Genomic DNA, 18,972 nt, shown 5'->3' with positions numbered 1-18,972 from the left:
ACTAGAAAGGACCCCATCTAAAGTCAACACTATCCTCTGTGCAATTAGCCTTGTGGCAACCGAACAGCAACAAATTGTTTTTTCTCGACCTGCCACCGGTAAGAACCTGCTTCCCAAATACTTTCGAGGAGATCCCAGTTCAAGTCCAACGTTTTGGCCTCATCGGTTAAATCTGAAGCTTCCAGGATCTCCACATCGTCAATGACAAAATCACCATTCTTATCCGCCCAATGAACAGCCTTGATTTGCATCTCTCCTGCAGCCTGCACGACGACAGCAGAACCTTGTCCCTCAGGATTAGCAATTAACTCACCGACGATAGTGGTATCAGCATCAGGATCAATAATATCGGGCACCTTAAGGAGATAGAAAACATGTGTCAACAATGGTGGTTTTCGAAAAATCCATTTAGCGACTCTGCTATCAGAATCAACATGAGAGATAGCGGGCTCAGCTGCGGTCAAAAGCCAGCCATCAGGAAATTTTTCTTTAAGGATCATCCCTTTCAGTGGGGTCTCTGTAGAAAGTTCAATCTGAATCAATACACGACTCCCAGGAGCTGCAAAAGGGGGTAAGATTCGTTTCGCTTGCAACACCGGAACCAGTTGGGCACTGAACTTGAACCAGAGAAAGAACAGCACAATGACGCCAACACAGGCCAACAATAGATAAGGGAACCAATGGATCCCCTTACTTTGAGGGTGCGGATCTTCCGCTTCAAAAGTTTCGAGAGCTTCGTGCTTGAGAACATCCTCAATATCCACCTCAAGCGCTTCTGCAAGTTTTAGGGCGTTATCGCGCATAATTGTCGGATAACGATTGTTTTCCCAACGTGAAACAGTATCCGTCGTTACGCCAACAACCTTGGAGACATAAAGTTGAGTTAAACGTTTTTTCTCTCTGATTTTGCGAATAGCATTTCCGTCGATCGCAACAGAGGGGGCTTCAAGAGTATCCATACCACATCCAAGAAAGGGATTCAGTCCATGCGGGAGTCTAGCAGAGAGGCTGTAACGCTGTAAACAACGGATTGAAGGATCTTAAAACGAAGCTATCTCTAATTCAATCACTCCTCATAACATCTTGATATTGCACAAATACAACTAGACATCTTTCGATATTTCAGTCGATGTCGAATGAATTCAGCAGATAAAAATGCAACCATCGCCGACAAGAACGAACCCATTCAAAAGGAGGTGTACCATGAATAAATTATTCACCCTACTCACTGCCACAATCTGTGTAGCAATCATTGCAACATTTGCTGTTGCGGAAACCAAAGGTCCCGACGAAATCAAGTTCACACCCAAATTCGGAACGGTGACATTCAACCATGTCGCTCATCAAGGAAGGGCTGATTGCGCCACCTGTCACCACACTGGCGATTACACCCAGTGTAAGAGTTGTCATGGCGTTGATGAAAACGCCCCTAAATCCAAGGTTGCCTTTCACAACCTGTGCAAAGACTGTCATAAAGAATCCCAAAAAGGCCCGAACAAGTGCAAAGAGTGTCATATAAAGTAATCACGACTGAAACATAAGTAACCCAAAAGGGGGGTTCATTGGTAACGACACGGCCTTTTCCCTCAGAGAGAAATTAATTTATTTTTTTAGTTGACTTTAATGTTTAGACGTTTATAATCTTCTTAAGAGCTTAAGATAAATCCTTCAACACGGAAAAACCTTCGCCCCGCGTTCCCCCTCCTGACGCGGGGCTATTTTTGTGCCCCCCCCCCCTTGCGTCAGCACATCAGACTCCCGATAATAAAGAGATTCAACACCTCAAATCTCAGACCTTTAACAACTGGGGAATCACAGATGAATCATTTACACTATGAGAAGAGTCCTTACCTGTTACAGCACGCCGAAAATCCGGTTGACTGGTTTCCTTGGGGCAAGGAAGCTTTGGCGAAAGCACATCGGGAACAAAAACTCATCTTTGTTTCCATTGGCTACTCGACTTGCCACTGGTGCCATGTCATGGCCGAGGAGACATTTTCGGATCAATCGGTCGCGGAAAAATTGAACAGGGATTTTGTCTGTATCAAGGTTGACAGAGAGGAGCGACCAGACATTGATACTGTTTTTATGCACGCGTGCCAACTCCTCAATGGTCAAGGTGGGTGGCCACTTAACCTTTTCCTAACGCCTGGTGCACAACCATTTTATGCCCTGACTTATGCCCCTAAATTGACTCAAGGGCAGCACATCGGCTTTACGGAACTTGTCGATAAAATCAATGCACTCTGGCAGCAACAACCTGCAAGTCTACTTGCGAATGGAGAACAACTCTCTGCAGCAATTCTGCAAATGGAGCAACACCAGGAACATACTGAAGTCGATACAGCTCAATTGTCCTTAGTGGCCGATAAATTTAAAGAACTCTATGATGATGACTATGGTGGCTTCGGTTCCCCTCCCAAATTTCCGCAACCCCAGAATCAATCCCTTCTCCTCCGCTTAGCGCAACGATTAAATGATGCGGATTTACAGAAAATGGCACTGCAAACCTTACAGAAGATTGACCAAGGAGGGATAACGGATCAACTCGGCGGTGGAATCCACCGTTACTCTGTCGATAAGTATTGGCGGGTCCCACATTTTGAAAAAATGCTTTATGACCAGGCACTGATTTCAAACTCCTACTTGGACGCTTGGCAGACAAGCGCTGAACAACAGTTCAAACAGGCAACTGAAAGCGTCCTCAATTATACGCTGAGAGAATTGAGAGATCCACAAGGGGGGTTTTACTGTGGTGTCGATGCTGACTCTGAAGGAGCAGAAGGGACCTATTACTTGTGGTCTTCAGAACAGCTCAAGCAACACATGAACATAGATAAATACAACTTATTTTCAAATAGTTATAACATAACAGTTAAAGGTAATTTTGAAGGGAAAAACATCCTCAATAGAAACTCCAGCTCGTCTCCACATGCAGAGCAATTAGATGAAATAAAAAACCAATTACTAAAAATCCGCAATCAACGTCCACATCCCCACCTTGACGATAAAATTTTAACCGGATGGAATGGCTTAATGATTGCTTCACTTGCCCGCGCCGGTTTCCTGTTTCAAAAGACCGAATACATCGTCGCGGCTGAAAAAGCAGCTCTGTTTATCGGTGATCAGCTGACGCCAAAGGGTGTGTTAAAGAGACGTTTCCGCGATGGGGAAGCTCTCATAAACGCATTCCATGAAGACTTTGCTTACTACATTTACGGACTCATAGAATTATTTCTGGCAACTTTCAATCTCGACCACTTGAAGCTCGCTATAGCATTAACAGAGCAGTGTGAGCAGCTCTTCAGCGATGGTTCTGGTGGCTATTATGATGCTGCGGAACCTTTTGTAGCAGGGCAAGGAGTCGGACGGACCCGACAGGACGGTGCTATTCCGGCAGCAAGCTCTATCACTGCGCACAACTTGATCAGACTGGCAAGGTTAACCGGAACGCCCTCTATGGAAGAGCAAGCATTGAAGTTGCTCCGCGTAACTTTAGCTCACGCCTATGACTATCCAACATCTTTTTCCAGCCTGCTTCAAGCCCTGGATCTGAAAATGGTCAAGCCACTCACTTTAGCTATTATCTTACCCAAAGCGGAAAAAGATCTCGGAAAAGAGTGGCGACAAAAGTTACAGCCACTTCGCCATCAACTTCTCACCGTCATAACCGCCTCGCCAGAATTATATTCAGACATCATCCCCTTTGTCTCGGGCAAAACCACAATTATGGGCAAAACCACAGCATGGTTATGCACCGAAACAAGCTGCCTGCCACCAATCACTGAACCATCATCTTTAGAAGAGATTCTTCAGACTTATGCCCCTTTAAACACTTTTAACAGGTGAGGAACCAGTTGTTTCTTACGTGAGAGGACCCCTTTGAGACGATAAATATTTTCACTTTCCTGCGGATAACTAATAATATAAGGAAGCTCACTTGGACCGGCTGTCAGCAACAGACTGGTTCCCATGACGATGTCGGTCACCAGCAGTGCTGCAAGCTCATACCCCTTCTCTTTTCTGATTTTCTGGAGTTCAACCATCAACTCATCTTTACGTTGATGAAAAGAATGGAAATTGACCACCTCAACCTGTCCCAAACCAAGAACAAGAGGGCCGACGCCATACTCTTTGAAGTCAGTATAAATCAATTTACGGGCTGGGGCACCACTCGCCATAGGACTTCCGGCAGCGAACAACTTGGAGCCAAATTGTTGATGGTCCAAACCTGAATACTTTTCCAACCATGGGATCAAGTTACGATCAATATCGGTCGTCGTCGGAGATTTCAAAATAACCGTGTCTGACAGCAACCCGGCGAGAAGCAGACCAGCATTTTTTTTCGTCGGTTCAATGCCAGCCTGTTGGTAAAGCGTTGCAACCAGTGAGCAGGTACTCCCGAGCGGTTGATTGATAAATCGGATCGGTAAGTCGGTATGAAAGTTACCCAGCCGGTGATGATCAATAACCTCGATAATTTCAACCTTGTCAGCCCCCGGAACTGCTTGCGATAACTCATTATGATCAACGAGCACCAACTTTATAGGGGAATTTTTAATTAAGTGACTTTTTGTTGCAACCCCGGCAACGATCCCTTCTGCCGAGCAAACAATGGCTCCAGGCTGCTTTCCATGGGTCAACTTGAGACGCAAATCATCAAGCAGATCGTTCGGCTTGACAAGCATAAAATCAGATTCAGCCAAAAGTCCTACGGGCGTTGCGATCCGCGTCAACCAGACGCAATTGGCCGTATCCAAATGACTGACAAGAATTGATACATGATTCTTCCGGGCCGTTTCAAGGAGAGCTTCATCAACCGGGACATTGCCAGAAATAATCAATAGACGGACACCAGCCTCAACAGCAAGCCGTTGAATTCCAGAGCGATCCCCGGTAATGAGGATGGTTTGCCCCGGAACAACGGTATCAACCCAACGACTGAAGCTTACTTCGCGTCTGGCACCGACATGGAGATTAAACTCCTCCACCTGATCAGGATTGAACAGATGCTGCGCAGTTGCACCAAGACAACGTTGAATTGAGCTGATAGAAGCATTGACGCGACGTAGTTTTTCGGGCTCGGTGGGAACCAGGAAAAATTCCGTTGCCCGTTCTAAGAGCAGCAGGCCGACAGCGTGACCATCATCATCAACGACTGGAAGCGTCCTGATATGATGTTGATGGTAAAGCTCAATTGCCTTTGACATTGGCTCTGATTGGTGAATTGTCACAACTTGTTCAGTCACCACATCTTTGATCCGGGGATAGACATCAGCAAGCAGCTGAGGAACCTCGACTTCCAATGAATCCAGAATAAATTGCGTCTGTTGGTTGACAGTCCCCGCTCTGGCAGCTATCACACCAGCAAGTCCTTGCTGACGTCGCAGTTCCGCATAAGCAATGGCGCTACAGATTGAATCTGTATCAGGATTTCTGTGACCTATGACAAAAATCTTTTTTTCTTCCGGCACCCTATTCTCCCTTCAATTCACACGAGTACGTAACTTTCCGCGAACATCTCCCAAACCGATAACATCCTTGATAATCCCTTTGTCTGGTCGCATCTTAGCATCAAAAGAGACAAAAATATCGCGTCCTTTGGTGCCAAAGACCGATGGATCAACCAGAACCCGCCCCCTGATAGAATCCCTTGAAAAATATTTCAGATCTCGAGAAGTTAATCCTCGCAAGGGCTCAACAACAATATCTTGAGTCCCTTTACGATGAAAAGTGGGGATATGGATAGTTTCTTCTCCGGGCTGACCATAAAAACCAAGACGCAAATTATATAATGCACTTAAAATATCATAAAGGGGTTGTCCTTTATCCATCGTAAAAAACTGGTCGGTATAAGTTTTATGGTTTTTAATTTTTTCATATCTAACCCTTCCGGAAACATAATCGAAGGTTTTTTTAGTAATTTTTTCACTGCGTGACTCTCCTTGCCCACGAATGGTATGAGAACTATGCCATAGAGGACGCAATAGCCCCGAAGGACCTATTTTCATCAAGGTTTGATATTTTTCAATGCGGTGTCGGGTAAAGAATGCTGCTGCCCCCAAAGTCTTCGCCTGCATAACCACAAGATAAGTCCCGGGTTGATCTCCTTGAGTCAGTTGGATTGAACCTTCAGCGAGGTGATCAAACCAAAGGAAAGATATGTCGTAAACAAAATGTTCCCCGAGAAGAGAATCAACAGGATGATGCGTTGGAACGTCACTGGAATATGAAAAAGTTGGCAACATGAGCAGCAAAAGCCAAAAAAGGGACATTTTAGCCAAATTTTTCATACTAAAACTCCAAATCAATTCTAATTAAAACTATTTTTTATGAGTTTAGCCAAGATAAAACATTCCTTTCTTGACGAATAAACTTCTTACCATTAATATCCAAAGATTCAAAATATACTTGAGGAGACCAATATGACCACGCCACACGACACATTACCATTCGACGTTCACCTGGATTTTGATCGCGAATCAGAAATCCTGAAAGTACTTGGTCACCCCATCAGACTAAAAATTGTTGCCGGACTGATGTCCCAGTCCTGTAATGTGAAAAAAATATGGGAATGCCTTTCACTCCCACAAGCAACGGTTTCACAGCACCTTGCGCTTTTAAAAAACAAAAACATTATCACGGGACGTCGAGAAGGGGTTGAAGTCTACTATCAAGTCACTTCGCCCGAAGCGGAACGTATTGTGACGGCCATATTTGGTGATAATATAATCTGTAGTTAACAGCTAATTATGGTTCCAATGTAAAAAACGGTCGCCTGTCGAAACGACCGTTTTTTACATTGGAACCATGACATCTACTTCCCTGAACGAATTGCGGCAACTGTTTTTCCCCGAATTCCCCAATTTTCTGGTGCCACTTCTTCGATAATGACATGAGTCGCTTCAGGATTTTTACCGAGGACTTCCTTCATCACGGTTGTAATTCTGTCCATCAACTCCTCTTTTTTTTCGGCACTGACTCCTTCAATGACACGAACAGTAATAACTGGCATCTGACAACCTCCTTTTCAATAAAGGATAAAAAGCATATTTTCAGTATAGCCTGACAAAACAAAAATCAATAGTCCAATTGTACTTATTTATGGATGTTAGAAGACGTCTTTAACAAAGACGTCTGACAGCAATCAAATCCCGGTAGTATCCTCAAAACTATACCGTCTTATAGTGCAAAATACTTAAACCCTTCTCTTGATCTAATTCAGGAAATTCCTCTCCAGCGTGCAAGATATTGAACAATTCAGCCTGAGGAAATAATTCCAACATGAGCTGCTGCAGATAGCCTGGAAAGAGATGGGGGCTACTTGCACAAATCAAGATATCGCCGCCAGATTGGCTCAATGTCGGTAATTTACGAATAAGCTTAGGCCAGTCCCGCTGGGGCTGAAAATTACGCCCCTGGTCAGCGGGTGGGTCACAAATAATAACGTCAAATGGGGCCAGTTTCTTCAGCTTACTAAAACTGCGGAACAGCTCCAATGGCATAAAACTGGCTTTACGCAGATCTAAATCATTGATTTGATGATTGATACGTCCCAAGTCCAATGCGCCACGATTCATATCCAAGTTGACAACATGTTTCGCCCCGGCAGCAATGGCTGCCACCGAAAAGCTGCAACTATAAGCAAAGAGGTTAAGGACTGTTTTATTGGCGGCTAGCGTCTCTACCAATCTGCGTCCCTGAAACATATCGGGGAAAAAACCAATATTCTGTGATCCATTGAGCCGCAGTCGATATTTCAAACCAGCCTCAAGGGCATTGACCTCTGCAGGTATCCTCCCCGACAATATCCGACTGGGACTCCCCTTAAGAAACCTTTCCTGTAGAATAATCCCTTCCGTTTCAACAATGATTGAACGTAACAAATTAGCTAACTGCGTTAACCAAAGCTCATCACGCTGGCGATATAAGGTTATAAATACGACCGGGCTGAACCAATCTATCAACAAATCCTCATAACCGGGGAAGCAATGACCTCGACCATGAAAGAGGCGATGTACGTCATCATCTGTAAAATTTTTTCTAACTTCTGTTTCAATAAAATGCATAGAACCTCGACTGAAGCATCTTTTTCCCTACTAAATCAAATAACTGCTGGAAATCATAGATGGAACTCGTCATAATGATGAGCAATGTTAATATAGGAGAGCAGTCAATGAATAGAACAAATCTGATCATCTTCGTTTTAGTACTGGTCGTCGGCGCTTTTGGCCTGAATATGTACTTTCAAAGTAAACCAACTCAGGAACAGATAACTCAAAATGTCATACCAGTACTACCACCAGAACCAATAAAAAAACCGATTGTCCATTACCCTGTGCTTGAACCAAAAGAGGAACCAGTCTCCCCGGCAGTGACAGAAGAAGCACCAGAGGTACAAGCTGTGGCACCGCAACTGCCCGAAGCCCTCCCACCGGTTCAAAAAAGTGATCAGAGCATCAAAACAGCTCTTAACGGTTTATTCGGCAAAGACAATCTCAATAAATTATTTTTCAACGAGAACTTTATTCAAAAATTTGTCGCAACAGTTGACAATTTACCTGAAAAAAAATTACCCCGAGCCCTTTTGCCAATCAAAGCGCCAGAAGGAAAGTTCCTGGTGTCAGGGACTCAAGAAGCACCCCAGACCAGCAGCAGAAACGAGCAACGCTACAGTGCTATTCTTCATTCATTGGAAGCTATTGATGCCGAGCAGGCGATTAAAACTTACACCTATTTTTATCCATTATTTCAAACAGCTTATGAACAATTAGGTTATAAAAATGCCTATTTTAATGACCGGCTGGTCTATGTGATCGACCACCTTATCGAAACCCCGAATCCTCCCGATCCGATTCAATTAGCACAACCAGCGGTACTTTACACCTACGCTGACCTTGGTCTGGAGAACCGCTCTGCCGGCCAGAAAATATTGCTGCGCCTCGGGCAAGAGCAGCGAACCAGAATGCTTAAACTGCTTAACAGCTATCGTCAAAAACTTACCAATCTGCACCCGGAATAAAAAGAGGCTCAACATAAAAATGTTGAGCCTCTCCGAACTCCAAATATCAGCGGTCAGGTTTATTATTGCAAACGGCGCTCTTCTCCCTGATAGCAAGAGGGAGTTGTACTTCGAACTTGGTCTATCTCTGGATAAACCCAGCCGCTGGAGCGTTGAAATTTAATGATATTATCGGTATCAATAAGTCGTTGTAACACGGTAGGCGTGACCATATCCATCATACCATCTTGATAAATAACTGTAACTTCTCTCATGCGCAATCTCCCTTGTTTTACAAAGGATAACACTAAACAACCCCGATGTAAAAACACATCAGATAGCTTTATAGCAGATCGTGGAATTAATATTAAATTAATCCCTCCGTTCAGCACCCGTATAGTAGCCACGCAACGTACTTCTTATCGGATCTTTTCCAGCTTTGACCCAACCAGATGAGCGTTCAAATTGTTCGATATCGCTCATCACAATCAATTCTTCAAGTCTTTTCGAAGGTATTAAATCAATACGACCATCTTTATAGCGGACACGAATCAACATGGTTATGCTCCAGATGTTTTCTGTTGGAAGTGACTCATTTAATCAAGTAAGGCATCAATGGACTCAAAGTCAAAGCGTTTTTCCGCCAGATCAGTAACTAAACGAATTTTATGCGTGTCTTCTGCCGTCAATTTCGAGACGTCATCTCTTATAATTTCAAAGACATTTGACGAAGTCAGTTCAGCTCTAATGTAAGGAATACCACTACTGTTTATAATTTTCTCAGTAATATGGCTGATCTCACCTATTCCAGGAATAATAATTCCAGCGATTTTATGCCGGTATTCATCGAGTTGATAGAGGTTTGAGAGAGTGACCAGCAATTCATCTCGACTTCGATTGACGATAATCAACGTCGAGGGCTCCAGCAATTCTACAACGCGCGGCGCCGAGGCGGCACCGATCTGAACATTATGGACAATGCGCTGCTGCTGCTCTTCAGTAGCGCGCATTTTAGCCTCAAGGACGGCAGCAATCCGACGCATGGTTGGATTAGCAAGGATCGGCTGATAGTTAAAGCCACCGATAACTTGAATATCCTCTTCGGCAAAAGCCATCTGTAGATAACGTAATGTTTGATCCCGTTTCTCAGCGATAATCTTATTGACAAGTATCGCTTTGACTTTCGCGCGTTCCTTTTGAAACAACGCCAAGTTAGTCTGCGCAGTATCAACAACGTTCCCCAAACCACCACCGGTCACCATTAAAACCGTTGCGTTCGTTTCTCTGGCAATTCTGGCATTATTACATCCGAAAAGAGTACCGACCCCAGTATGTCCCGCCCCTTCAATAATGAGAAAATCATTTTTAGCGTCCAATTCTGCAATCGCGTCTAGCATTTTATTGGCGATTTCATCTTTATTGATGATTCCATCCATAATCCGCTTAGTGTCCCCTTTCTGGAGGACAAATGGAGACATGAGCGGTAGATCGTCAACAAGGTTAAAATATCGCGCCATAACAACTGCATCTTTGTCGGCAATCACCCCTTCATACTGCATAGGCTTGGGGCCAATTGGTTTAATAAAACCGACCCTGGCATATTTCTTTTTCGCCATATGCATCAATGAAAGACTTGTCGTTGTCTTGCCACTATTCATTCCGGTTGCTGCGATGAACACTTTACGTGCCATATCTGTTATCTCCTTTGATTCTTCTCGGCTCCATATAGAATATATTAAGGAGAATGTCACGTTCTGTTTACATAGAAACGAAAAAAGAATCATCTGTTCAGATATATAACCACATTAATCATATTAGTACCAGAATGGTTGTGAATAAAAAAGGGATGAAACAAGATCCACTAGTCAGGAGATTCGCGGGCTACCGAACAGTGGGGAAAAGGGATAAAAAGAAACTGAAGCCGACAATATGCTAAGAAGAAAAAGCGAAAAGAACATTATGATATAACTGAAAAAATCATAAGATAGAGGGCTTTTGATCTGCATCCAAGCCGCAATAAATGAATTTCCGTGTGAAGATATTTTCATCCGATAACGGGGATAGTAGCAAAAACTTCCCCTGTTTTCCTGCGCTCGACATGCGCATATATCTGTTCTAAATCAGTTTGTAGCAGAGCAAGAACATCTTGAAGATTATCATGTTTGACGACAACCGGTTGGTATCTTGTTTGCGTGGCAATCTTGACAAAGTTCGGGCTTTTCTGTCGCGCAACCAAGACGTCCACATCGTGAATCAAGGTGATGATAGCTTGCATTTTATCAGCACCATCATGCTGCATATTCTGAGCAACATTCGCCCGTTTTTCGACAAAAACCGGCTCATGATTGAAACTCAGGTCGTAGAGATAAAAACATTCTGTATCCCCCATATGCGTTGGGGATATGGTCTCTCCATCAATGGAGCCGATACAAACGCGTATTTTCTGCATAGATCCAACCTCAGATAAAACGCTCAAATGAGCTTCAACTGAAAAATATTAACTTCAACCCCATCAGCAGCAGGATAATACCAACCATGGTTCGCAATAATTCACTGGGTAATTGGGTCGCAAATTGAGCACCGATTAAACTAAAAACTAAAAAGCAGACCATCACGACCAAACCCGCTTTTACATCAACATAACCCTGACGATAGTAGCGCAGAGCGGCTAATAAACTGATCGGTGCGGCAACAATAAACAAGGTAGTTCCCTGGGCCAATTTCTGTGGAAACTTTGCAAAAACGGAGAGGGAGAAAATGATTAGTGCGCCACCCCCCACACCAACCGTCCCCATCACCAAGCCAGCAAGAGAGCCGATGAGAACCAGCTCAAACATTTAAATACCTTTGGAAGAAATAGCTATTGTCAAAAATCATAAGGATCTAGCTTACCTGGACTTTAGGGGTGTCAATTGGGGTTAATTGCAAAACTCTTTTAACAATTTCTGCAGAACTAAGTCCAAGCTGTGTTCTCAATTCAGCTTGGGTCCCCTGACCGATAAAACGATCGGGAATACCAATCCGCTCGACGGGGAGAGTCATCCCAGCGTCACTTATCAATTCGAGAACAGATGACCCAAATCCCCCCTGAAGAGAGTTTTCTTCTGCAGTAACAACAAAAGGAGCTTTTTGTACTTGGGATAGGATCAAATCTGCATCCAGAGGCTTAATGAATCTGGCATCAATAACTGCAAGATGAAGACCTCTTTCGGACAAATTCTGCGCTGCGATAAGAGCCTCATTCACCATATCACCCACAGCAATAATCAAACCGTCGGAACCATCACAGAGCAATTCTCCCCTGCCGACATCCAGCACTTCAATTTCATCAAGCAAAGGCAAGCCAACTCCGTTACCTCGCGGATAGCGATAGGCAAAAGGACCGTCTACCGTACTGGCAGTTTTCATAATTCGCTGCAGTTCGACCTCATTTCTCGGGGTTGCGAGAATTAGGTTTGGAATATGACGCAAAAATGAGAGATCAAAAGAACCGTGATGGGTTGGACCGTCTGCACCCACAAGACCGCAACGATCCAGAGCAAAGGTTACGGGGAGGTTTTGTAGACAAACATCATGAATCACCTGATCGTAAGCACGTTGCATAAAAGTTGAGTAAATTGCTACGACCGGGCGCAATCCCTGGCAAGCTAATCCGGCGGCAAAAGTAACTGCATGCTGTTCTGCGATGCCAACATCAAAAAATCGCTCGGGGAAAGCCTCCGAAAACTTTTTCAGACCCGTCCCTTCGGCCATTGCGGCAGTAATACCAACAATGCGTTCATCCTGCTGAGCTAGAGCGATCAGGGTATCACTAAAGACTTTCGTATACGCAACAGCACTACCAGCCTTGCCTCCGTTAGTCTCCCCGGTCGCGGGATCAAACGGACCAACGCCATGAAACTTGGGTGGATTGAGCTCTGCCGGCTCATAACCTTTACCTTTTTTGGTTAAGATATGCAGCAAAACCGGCCCATTAATCTGGGCAACATTGCGCAAGGTGGCGACCAGTTCCTCAATATTATGACCGTCAATGGGGCCAAAGTAATCGAAACCAAACCCTTCAAAAAGCATCCCCGGAGTCATAAAACTCTTGAGAGATTCCTCGGCACGTTTAGCTAAGTTGACAAGATCACGTCCAATCCCAGGGACATAGCCAAGAAGATTTTCAGTCTCTTTTTTAAAGCGGATAAAAGTATCAGAGGTCATCTTACGACTTAGAAAGGAGGAAAGCGCCCCGACATTCGGAGAAATCGACATTTCGTTGTCATTTAAAATAACAACTAACTTTTTCTTTAAGTCCCCTGCGTGGTTCAGCCCTTCAAAAGCCATTCCTGCCGTCAATGAACCATCACCAATAACAGCAACGACCTTATTATCATCGCCACAGATATCTCTCCCTGCTGCCATCCCTAACGCAGCAGAAATTGAGGTACTGGAGTGCCCAACGCCAAAAGAGTCATACCCACTCTCTTTACGTTTGGGAAACCCACTCATGCCATTGAATTGACGCAATGATCCAAACTGATCCTGCCGCCCGGTCAGTAATTTATGCGCATAAGCTTGATGACCAACATCCCAGATGATGTGATCACGAGGAGTATCAAAAACCCGATGCAGTGCAATCGTCAACTCGACAACCCCAAGAGAGCTCCCAAGATGGCCTCCATTTTTAGCAACAGTGGCGACAATCTGTTCTCGGAGTTCTGCCGCTACCTGTAAAAGCTGTTTCTTTTCAAGCTTTTTCAGATCGGCCGGAGATTTTATTTGTGAAAGCAGTGTTTCCATTTATTTTCCTACTCTGAAATATGGGAAACTATCAGCAAGAACGATTGACGATATAATCAGCAATTTCACGTAATGGACGGCAATCATCAGCACTAAAATCAGCCAACGAGGAAAAAGCCATGCGCCGCAACTCATGAGCGCGGGAGCGTGCTTCGGACAAACCCAGTAACGCAGGATAAGTTGCTTTCCCCCGTTCCTGGTCACTCCCAACATCCTTACCCAACTGGGACTGGTCGGCAACGATATCAAGGATATCATCGGCAATCTGAAACGCTAATCCAGCCGCTTCCGCATAGCGGCACAGGGATTGACGCTGTTGTTCCGTTGCCCCGCCAAGCAGAGCACCAATCTCAACGGCAGCCACGATCAGCGCACCGGTTTTATGCGTATGGATATATTCAAGAGTTGGTAAATCAATCGGCTGCTGTTCCGCCTCCATATCGACCACCTGTCCACCTACCATACCACGAGAGCCAGCACTTTTGGCCAGAAGATGGATCACCTCACGGGAACAGTCAGCAGGGACGTCCTTCGATATCTCCGGATCAGAAAGGAGAATAAAGGCTTCCGTCAATAAGCCGTCTCCAGCCAATATTGCCGTCGCTTCACCATATACTTTATGATTCGTCGGACTTCCCCGTCGAAAATCATCGTCATCCATCGCCGGAAGATCATCATGAATCAGAGAATAACTGTGAATCATTTCAATAGCACAGGCTGCTGGCAACGCGGTTTTAATATCACCACCAACAGCTTCACAAGCGGCTAGCATCAAGATGGGACGGATACGTTTTCCTCCAGCAAAAACAGAATAACGCATCGATTGATGTAAAGCTTCGGGGAGAAGTGCAGATGCCGGCAAATATCTGTCCAGCGCCGAATCAACCAGCTGCACCCTCTCCTGCAAATATGACTGCAATTGCCAATCCTCACTCATTATCAAAAGGCTCCCGCTGTAAAGTTCCATCGCTATCCTGCAATAGCTGTTGCACCTGTAATTCAATGTCTTTTAAAGAATTACGACAGGTTTCTGTCTGCTTAACCCCTGCTGAAAAGACCTTGAGAGCCTGATCCAGGGACAGATCGCCTGATTCAAGTTGCTCAACCGCGTCCTCTAATTTTTGCAAGGACACTTCAAAACTGTTTTTTGTTGCCATAATTTGTAACCCACCTCAATAATTGATATTAACTATAGATTATCAACAGCACCTTGACCCTCCGTCAAGAGGTTATGCTATTTTTCGCAATCTTTTCCTTGCTGCCCCATCACAGCTGCAACGACTTTTCCGTCAGCCAGTTGAATTTCTAAACCATCTCCAGGAGCTAATTGCGTTGAGCTATGCACTACAGCTCCGGTCTGCAGATGTTTAATAATGGCGTATCCACGTGACAACACCGCAAGCGGCGACAGTGATTCCAAGCGACCGGCACAGATAGCGACCTGATGATTTTTCTGCTCGATAATGGTATTGATTGCCTGACGCAGACGGAAAGCAAGCTGTTGTAATTGCAGACGTTGCACCCTCAACTGCTCTTGAGGCCCCTTCAATCTCTTTTCCAGACCGTGCAAATGGCTTTTGAATAAGGATAAACGGGAACGCATTTGCGCAGCAAGTCGAAGCGTCAACTGATCGAGGTGGCGTTCCAAATCAAGTCGATTTTGTACCACCAGTTCCGCGGCCGCACTCGGAGTCGGAGCCCGCAAGTCTGCAGCTAAATCCGAAATAGAGATATCAACCTCGTGTCCTACGGCTGAGATCACCGGAATTGTTGATGCAACGATCGCCCTAGCGACCACTTCTTCATTAAACGGCCAAAGATCTTCTCGAGACCCTCCTCCACGCCCCACAATAAGGACATCGATGTCAGATTCCCGGTTCAGCTCAGCAATAGCAGTCGCTATTTCTGCCCCCGCCCCAACGCCTTGAACCCGCACTGAACGGAGTAAAACCTTAACCCCTGCGGAGCGTCGCCGCAAAACATTGAGAATATCCTGAAAGGCAGCCCCGGTTGCAGAGGTGACGACTGCGATTGTTTGCGGAAACGGTGGAATTTGTTTTTTTATCTTCAGATCAAACAATCCTTCCCTCTCCAACTTTGCTTTCAACTGTTCAAAAGCGAGTTGTAAATCGCCAACTCCGACAGGTTCAATCGCCTCGACCAGCAGTTGCAGATCACCTCGTTGTGGATAAATCGACACCCGCCCCCGGCAAATCACTGCCAAACCATCACCCGGTTTAAACCTCAGCGCCCGGGCATGGCTTCTAAACATAGCGCAACGAATTTGTGTTTTGGCATCTTTTAAAGTGAAATAGTAGTGCCCCGATGCTGGTTGAGAAACATTACTAAGTTCTCCTTGCACAAAAACATCGACAAAATTATCCTCGACTAAGTCTTGCAGTAATTCAACCAATGTTGTGACTGAAATAGCGGTATTATTTTTCATTCTCTTTGCACCTTAACTCTTACATACAGAGTGGTTATTAAAATCCCAGCATCTTGCCAACAAGATTGACAGGTTTGCACGAATCCCCTATAAATAGTTAGTTTTTTTTAAATATTCACGATTGAGGGACACATGGCACGTGCATATGTTATCGCTATTGCCAGCGAAAAAGGTGGCGTAGGAAAAACCACCCTGGCAACAAATTTAGCCATCTATCTAAAAGGGTTATCTGAAGATCTTCCGGTGACCCTCTTCAGCTTCGATAATCACTTTACTGTTGACCAAATGTTCCAGCTCAGCAAAACAAAGAGCTCACACCATGTTGGACAGCTCTTTAGTGAAATGAGCGCGGTTGATCTCCTGCAAGATGGGCAGTACGGTGTTAATTTTATCCCATCCAGTCGGGATCTCTTCGCCTACCAGCAACAAGTCAGAAGCATAGACCAACTGGCTAAAGTTATCAGCCGTTCCTCATTACAAGGGATTGTCATCATCGATACCAGTCCAATCCTGGACATCTATACTCGCAACGCTCTCTACGCTGCCGATCGTGTCATTGTGCCAATAAAAGATACTCCCTCGCTAGAAAATTGTCGCAACCTCGCCAATTTTCTCAGTGAGAACAATCGCTCTAAGTCCATATTAAAACTGCTTCCCTGCCTCATAGACACAAGAATCCACTTCGATGGCCCATTCCGTAACTCCTACCAGTTGCTCAAGGCCTATGCCATCAATCGCGGCTATCGCTGCTTTGAAGGATTCATTGCCAAAAGTCCCAAGGTCGAATCGTTGGCGACGAACCCGGCAGGAAAAATCTATCCTGTCATCACCCATGGTCGCAATACAGAAGTGCACCTGCAATTGACCCACTTAGCCAGACAAGTCTATCTCGACTACCTGGAGCATGGCCCAGTCAGAATCAATGAGATCGCCAACAACCTCTATGACCAAGAAGAGTGGTTCCTTAAAGAATATAAGGCCCGCGTGGATAAACTTCAACCTCACTGTCTGTTTTGTGACGCTCCCATTTCAATAGAGGATATTGGTCCGCAAGACTACTTCCTGGAGAATGATACAGGCAACTTCAGCGGATTTATCGAAGAAGAGTGTCTCTTGACCTTGCTACTCCAGGAGTGTTACCCGGAACTCAACGGCAAAGGACAACAAAAGCTCCTGTTAGAGATATTAGGTAGTACGGCCAAAAAGAGTTATCTGTTACTGCAAAAAACCGTCATTGATGCAGAGCAAAACCAAGTCGAAATCTTTCGACTTGACCAGCAAGGTGATAAAATTTCCGGACGAAGTGTCATTCTAAAAAATCGCAGTCGCTCACAGCGTCAAGGTAAAAAGAACCTGCTGCAACTGTTTAATCTTGCCGCTAATGGAGAGCATGAGAAACGCCAGCAACTGCTATTGCAACAATCTGGCGATAATCCTCTGCAGACCCTGCAGCATCATAACTATCTTGAATGGAAGACGGTCTTTAATCGCGCCCAGATCGACCTTCAGCTTGAGTCCAACAGCGAATAATCACAGTGCTGAGGGATCAATAAATATGCACAAGTTCTGAAGCAGAATAAAATTGAACAGCTTGCTGCTGCAACCATTCCTGCTCCAACCTAAAAGCCTCCAGCGTTTCCTTATGGGGATGGCAAATAGCGATAACTTCCCGATTTGTCGCAGCAAGCTTAACCATCTTGTGAATCTGCTGGCGAATATAGGTAACGTCATCTTCGTTATCTAAAAAAATATTTCGTGTTGCCGTCTTCAGCCCCATTTTTCGAGCTTCAGAAAAAGCGACCGAGTTACCAATGGTACGACTGTCGATAAAAAACAGGTCGCGCAATTTCAATTCATCCAAAACAATCCGCATTGCCGCAGCATTTTCAGTGTAACGTGATCCCATATGATTATTGCTACCAACAGCACCAGGAACGCCGTCCATATAGGATTGGACCAGACGCCGTGTTTCGTTTTCAGATTGCCCGAGCAACAGAGCGTTCTTGCCCGGATTTGTACGCGGATAACTGCGTGGTTGCATAGGAATATGAATCATATATTCGCGCCCCTCTTTCTGCAGCAAGGTTGTTGCCGCCAACGCCTTGCTTGTTCCTGGGAGGATTGAGGGGGTAATAGTAATGTGCAAGCCCAACAATTCGTGGATGGTCGAAAGGGAACTCCCCATATCGTCCATGATAACAGCAATTCGCCCTTGCTGACTTCTGGTCACTTTGGGAATCTGATATCTGAGCTCTAATTTAAGCTCGTCCCCCCAAAAGAGGTGGATAATCCCATCTTTGCGGCTGACTTTCAGTTGTGCATGGCTGTCAGCCTGCTCTATGTGATCTGCTAATTCAGCCAAAAAAGCGGTCGAAGGAAAATCACCAAAGATCTGCTTGACTTGGACATTGTCACGCTGAGGGAGTTTACGCCAACCCATTGAATCGGGACCGTTAAGGAGTTGATTTTCGATCAGTTCACGAATATCAGCATAGCTGTATGCCTGTAAATCATGAATGACATCAGCAGGTTCTTCATAGGTAAAAACGCCACTCTCGGGGGGAATATCTGTCAAAAAAAAGGAGCGCAAGTTAACTAACGCCACCAGACAAATAGCAACAAAACCCAACAGGAAACCAGCGGCCAGAAGAATTCGCATATTCTGGGTCAGTTGCTTTTTTTTCGATCGTTTACGGGGCTTTTTAGGCGCCGTCTTTTTTTTATTTATAGGCATCAGACA

General features: G+C 44.9%; 20 protein-coding genes. 5 read left to right on the top strand and 15 right to left on the bottom strand.

Going from position 1 to position 18,972, the window contains the following annotated elements:
* Positions 1-44: 44 nt before the first annotated feature.
* On the bottom strand, positions 45-959 hold the full coding sequence (locus BLU87_RS06755) for a helix-turn-helix transcriptional regulator (RefSeq protein WP_092346019.1): 915 nt from the start codon (positions 957-959) through the stop codon (positions 45-47).
* Between the two features lie 244 nt (positions 960-1,203).
* On the opposite strand from BLU87_RS06755, the gene BLU87_RS06750 reads away from it, so the two are divergent.
* The gene (locus BLU87_RS06750; RefSeq protein WP_092346017.1) at positions 1,204-1,524 is read left to right on the top strand and encodes a cytochrome c3 family protein; all 321 of its coding nucleotides are present in this window, start codon (positions 1,204-1,206) and stop codon (positions 1,522-1,524) included.
* A gap of 294 nt (positions 1,525-1,818) precedes the next feature.
* The gene (locus BLU87_RS06745) at positions 1,819-3,849 is read left to right on the top strand and encodes a thioredoxin domain-containing protein (protein WP_092346015.1); all 2,031 of its coding nucleotides are present in this window, start codon (positions 1,819-1,821) and stop codon (positions 3,847-3,849) included.
* Here the strand turns inward: BLU87_RS06745 and BLU87_RS06740 are convergent.
* Positions 3,819-5,474 carry a putative manganese-dependent inorganic diphosphatase gene (locus BLU87_RS06740; protein WP_092346013.1) on the bottom strand — a complete coding sequence of 552 codons (1,656 nt, stop codon included), beginning with the start codon at positions 5,472-5,474 and terminating at the stop codon, positions 3,819-3,821. The genes BLU87_RS06745 and BLU87_RS06740 overlap by 31 nt on opposite strands.
* Before the next feature lie 12 nt (positions 5,475-5,486).
* Positions 5,487-6,293 carry a DUF3108 domain-containing protein gene (locus BLU87_RS06735; protein WP_092346011.1) on the bottom strand — a complete coding sequence of 269 codons (807 nt, stop codon included), beginning with the start codon at positions 6,291-6,293 and terminating at the stop codon, positions 5,487-5,489.
* 132 nt (positions 6,294-6,425) lie between these two features.
* Between BLU87_RS06735 and BLU87_RS06730 the strand changes: the two genes are divergently transcribed.
* The gene (locus BLU87_RS06730; protein WP_092346009.1) at positions 6,426-6,743 is read left to right on the top strand and encodes an ArsR/SmtB family transcription factor; all 318 of its coding nucleotides are present in this window, start codon (positions 6,426-6,428) and stop codon (positions 6,741-6,743) included.
* Positions 6,744-6,817: 74 nt separating this feature from the next.
* Here BLU87_RS06730 and BLU87_RS06725 read toward each other — a convergent pair whose 3' ends face one another.
* Together BLU87_RS06725 and BLU87_RS06720 are read right to left on the bottom strand one after the other, a co-directional pair.
* Complete coding sequence (locus tag BLU87_RS06725) at positions 6,818-7,015, bottom strand: tautomerase family protein (RefSeq protein ID WP_092346007.1); 198 nt, start codon at positions 7,013-7,015, stop codon at positions 6,818-6,820.
* 157 nt (positions 7,016-7,172) lie between these two features.
* Entirely contained in the window at positions 7,173-8,069 is an 897-nt protein-coding gene (locus tag BLU87_RS06720) for a class I SAM-dependent methyltransferase (protein ID WP_092346005.1), read from the bottom strand.
* 107 nt (positions 8,070-8,176) lie between these two features.
* On the opposite strand from BLU87_RS06720, the gene BLU87_RS06715 reads away from it, so the two are divergent.
* Positions 8,177-9,022 carry a DUF3014 domain-containing protein gene (locus tag BLU87_RS06715; RefSeq protein ID WP_175498286.1) on the top strand — a complete coding sequence of 282 codons (846 nt, stop codon included), beginning with the start codon at positions 8,177-8,179 and terminating at the stop codon, positions 9,020-9,022.
* A gap of 62 nt (positions 9,023-9,084) precedes the next feature.
* On the opposite strand, the gene BLU87_RS06710 is transcribed toward BLU87_RS06715, so the two are convergent.
* The 9 genes from BLU87_RS06710 to xseA form a co-directional block, all read right to left on the bottom strand.
* Positions 9,085-9,276 carry a GSU3473 family protein gene (locus BLU87_RS06710; protein ID WP_092346001.1) on the bottom strand — a complete coding sequence of 64 codons (192 nt, stop codon included), beginning with the start codon at positions 9,274-9,276 and terminating at the stop codon, positions 9,085-9,087.
* A 97-nt stretch (positions 9,277-9,373) separates the two neighbouring features.
* A complete protein-coding gene (locus tag BLU87_RS06705) occupies positions 9,374-9,559 on the bottom strand; it encodes a GSU3473 family protein (protein WP_092345999.1) in 186 nt (61 codons plus the stop codon).
* 38 nt (positions 9,560-9,597) lie between these two features.
* Entirely contained in the window at positions 9,598-10,692 is a 1,095-nt protein-coding gene (locus tag BLU87_RS06700) for an AAA family ATPase (protein ID WP_092345997.1), read from the bottom strand.
* A 353-nt stretch (positions 10,693-11,045) separates the two neighbouring features.
* The gene (locus BLU87_RS06690) at positions 11,046-11,450 is read right to left on the bottom strand and encodes a NifB/NifX family molybdenum-iron cluster-binding protein (protein ID WP_092345993.1); all 405 of its coding nucleotides are present in this window, start codon (positions 11,448-11,450) and stop codon (positions 11,046-11,048) included.
* A gap of 34 nt (positions 11,451-11,484) precedes the next feature.
* Entirely contained in the window at positions 11,485-11,838 is a 354-nt protein-coding gene (locus tag BLU87_RS06685; RefSeq protein ID WP_092345991.1) for a TSUP family transporter, read from the bottom strand.
* Positions 11,839-11,884: 46 nt separating this feature from the next.
* The gene (gene dxs, locus BLU87_RS06680) at positions 11,885-13,786 is read right to left on the bottom strand and encodes a 1-deoxy-D-xylulose-5-phosphate synthase (RefSeq protein ID WP_092345990.1); all 1,902 of its coding nucleotides are present in this window, start codon (positions 13,784-13,786) and stop codon (positions 11,885-11,887) included.
* Between the two features lie 31 nt (positions 13,787-13,817).
* Positions 13,818-14,723, bottom strand: coding sequence for a polyprenyl synthetase family protein (locus tag BLU87_RS06675; protein ID WP_092345988.1), 906 nt, complete (start codon positions 14,721-14,723; stop codon positions 13,818-13,820).
* Positions 14,716-14,943, bottom strand: coding sequence for an exodeoxyribonuclease VII small subunit (xseB, locus tag BLU87_RS06670; RefSeq protein ID WP_092345986.1), 228 nt, complete (start codon positions 14,941-14,943; stop codon positions 14,716-14,718). The genes BLU87_RS06675 and xseB overlap by 8 nt, the downstream gene beginning before the upstream one ends.
* Before the next feature lie 77 nt (positions 14,944-15,020).
* On the bottom strand, positions 15,021-16,232 hold the full coding sequence (xseA, locus tag BLU87_RS06665; RefSeq protein WP_092345984.1) for an exodeoxyribonuclease VII large subunit: 1,212 nt from the start codon (positions 16,230-16,232) through the stop codon (positions 15,021-15,023).
* A gap of 132 nt (positions 16,233-16,364) precedes the next feature.
* Here xseA and BLU87_RS06660 point away from each other — a divergent pair, with 132 nt between their 5' ends.
* Positions 16,365-17,762 (top strand): ParA family protein, encoded by a 1,398-nt coding sequence (locus BLU87_RS06660; protein WP_092345982.1) that lies wholly within the window; start codon positions 16,365-16,367, stop codon positions 17,760-17,762.
* Positions 17,763-17,778: 16 nt separating this feature from the next.
* On the opposite strand, the gene BLU87_RS06655 is transcribed toward BLU87_RS06660, so the two are convergent.
* Entirely contained in the window at positions 17,779-18,966 is a 1,188-nt protein-coding gene (locus BLU87_RS06655; protein WP_092345980.1) for a divergent polysaccharide deacetylase family protein, read from the bottom strand.
* Between the last annotated feature and the right edge of the window lie 6 nt (positions 18,967-18,972).

The organism is Desulfuromusa kysingii (assembly GCF_900107645.1).
Lineage (GTDB): Bacteria > Desulfobacterota > Desulfuromonadia > Desulfuromonadales > Geopsychrobacteraceae > Desulfuromusa > Desulfuromusa kysingii.
This window is presented reverse-complemented; position numbering and strand designations above follow the sequence as displayed.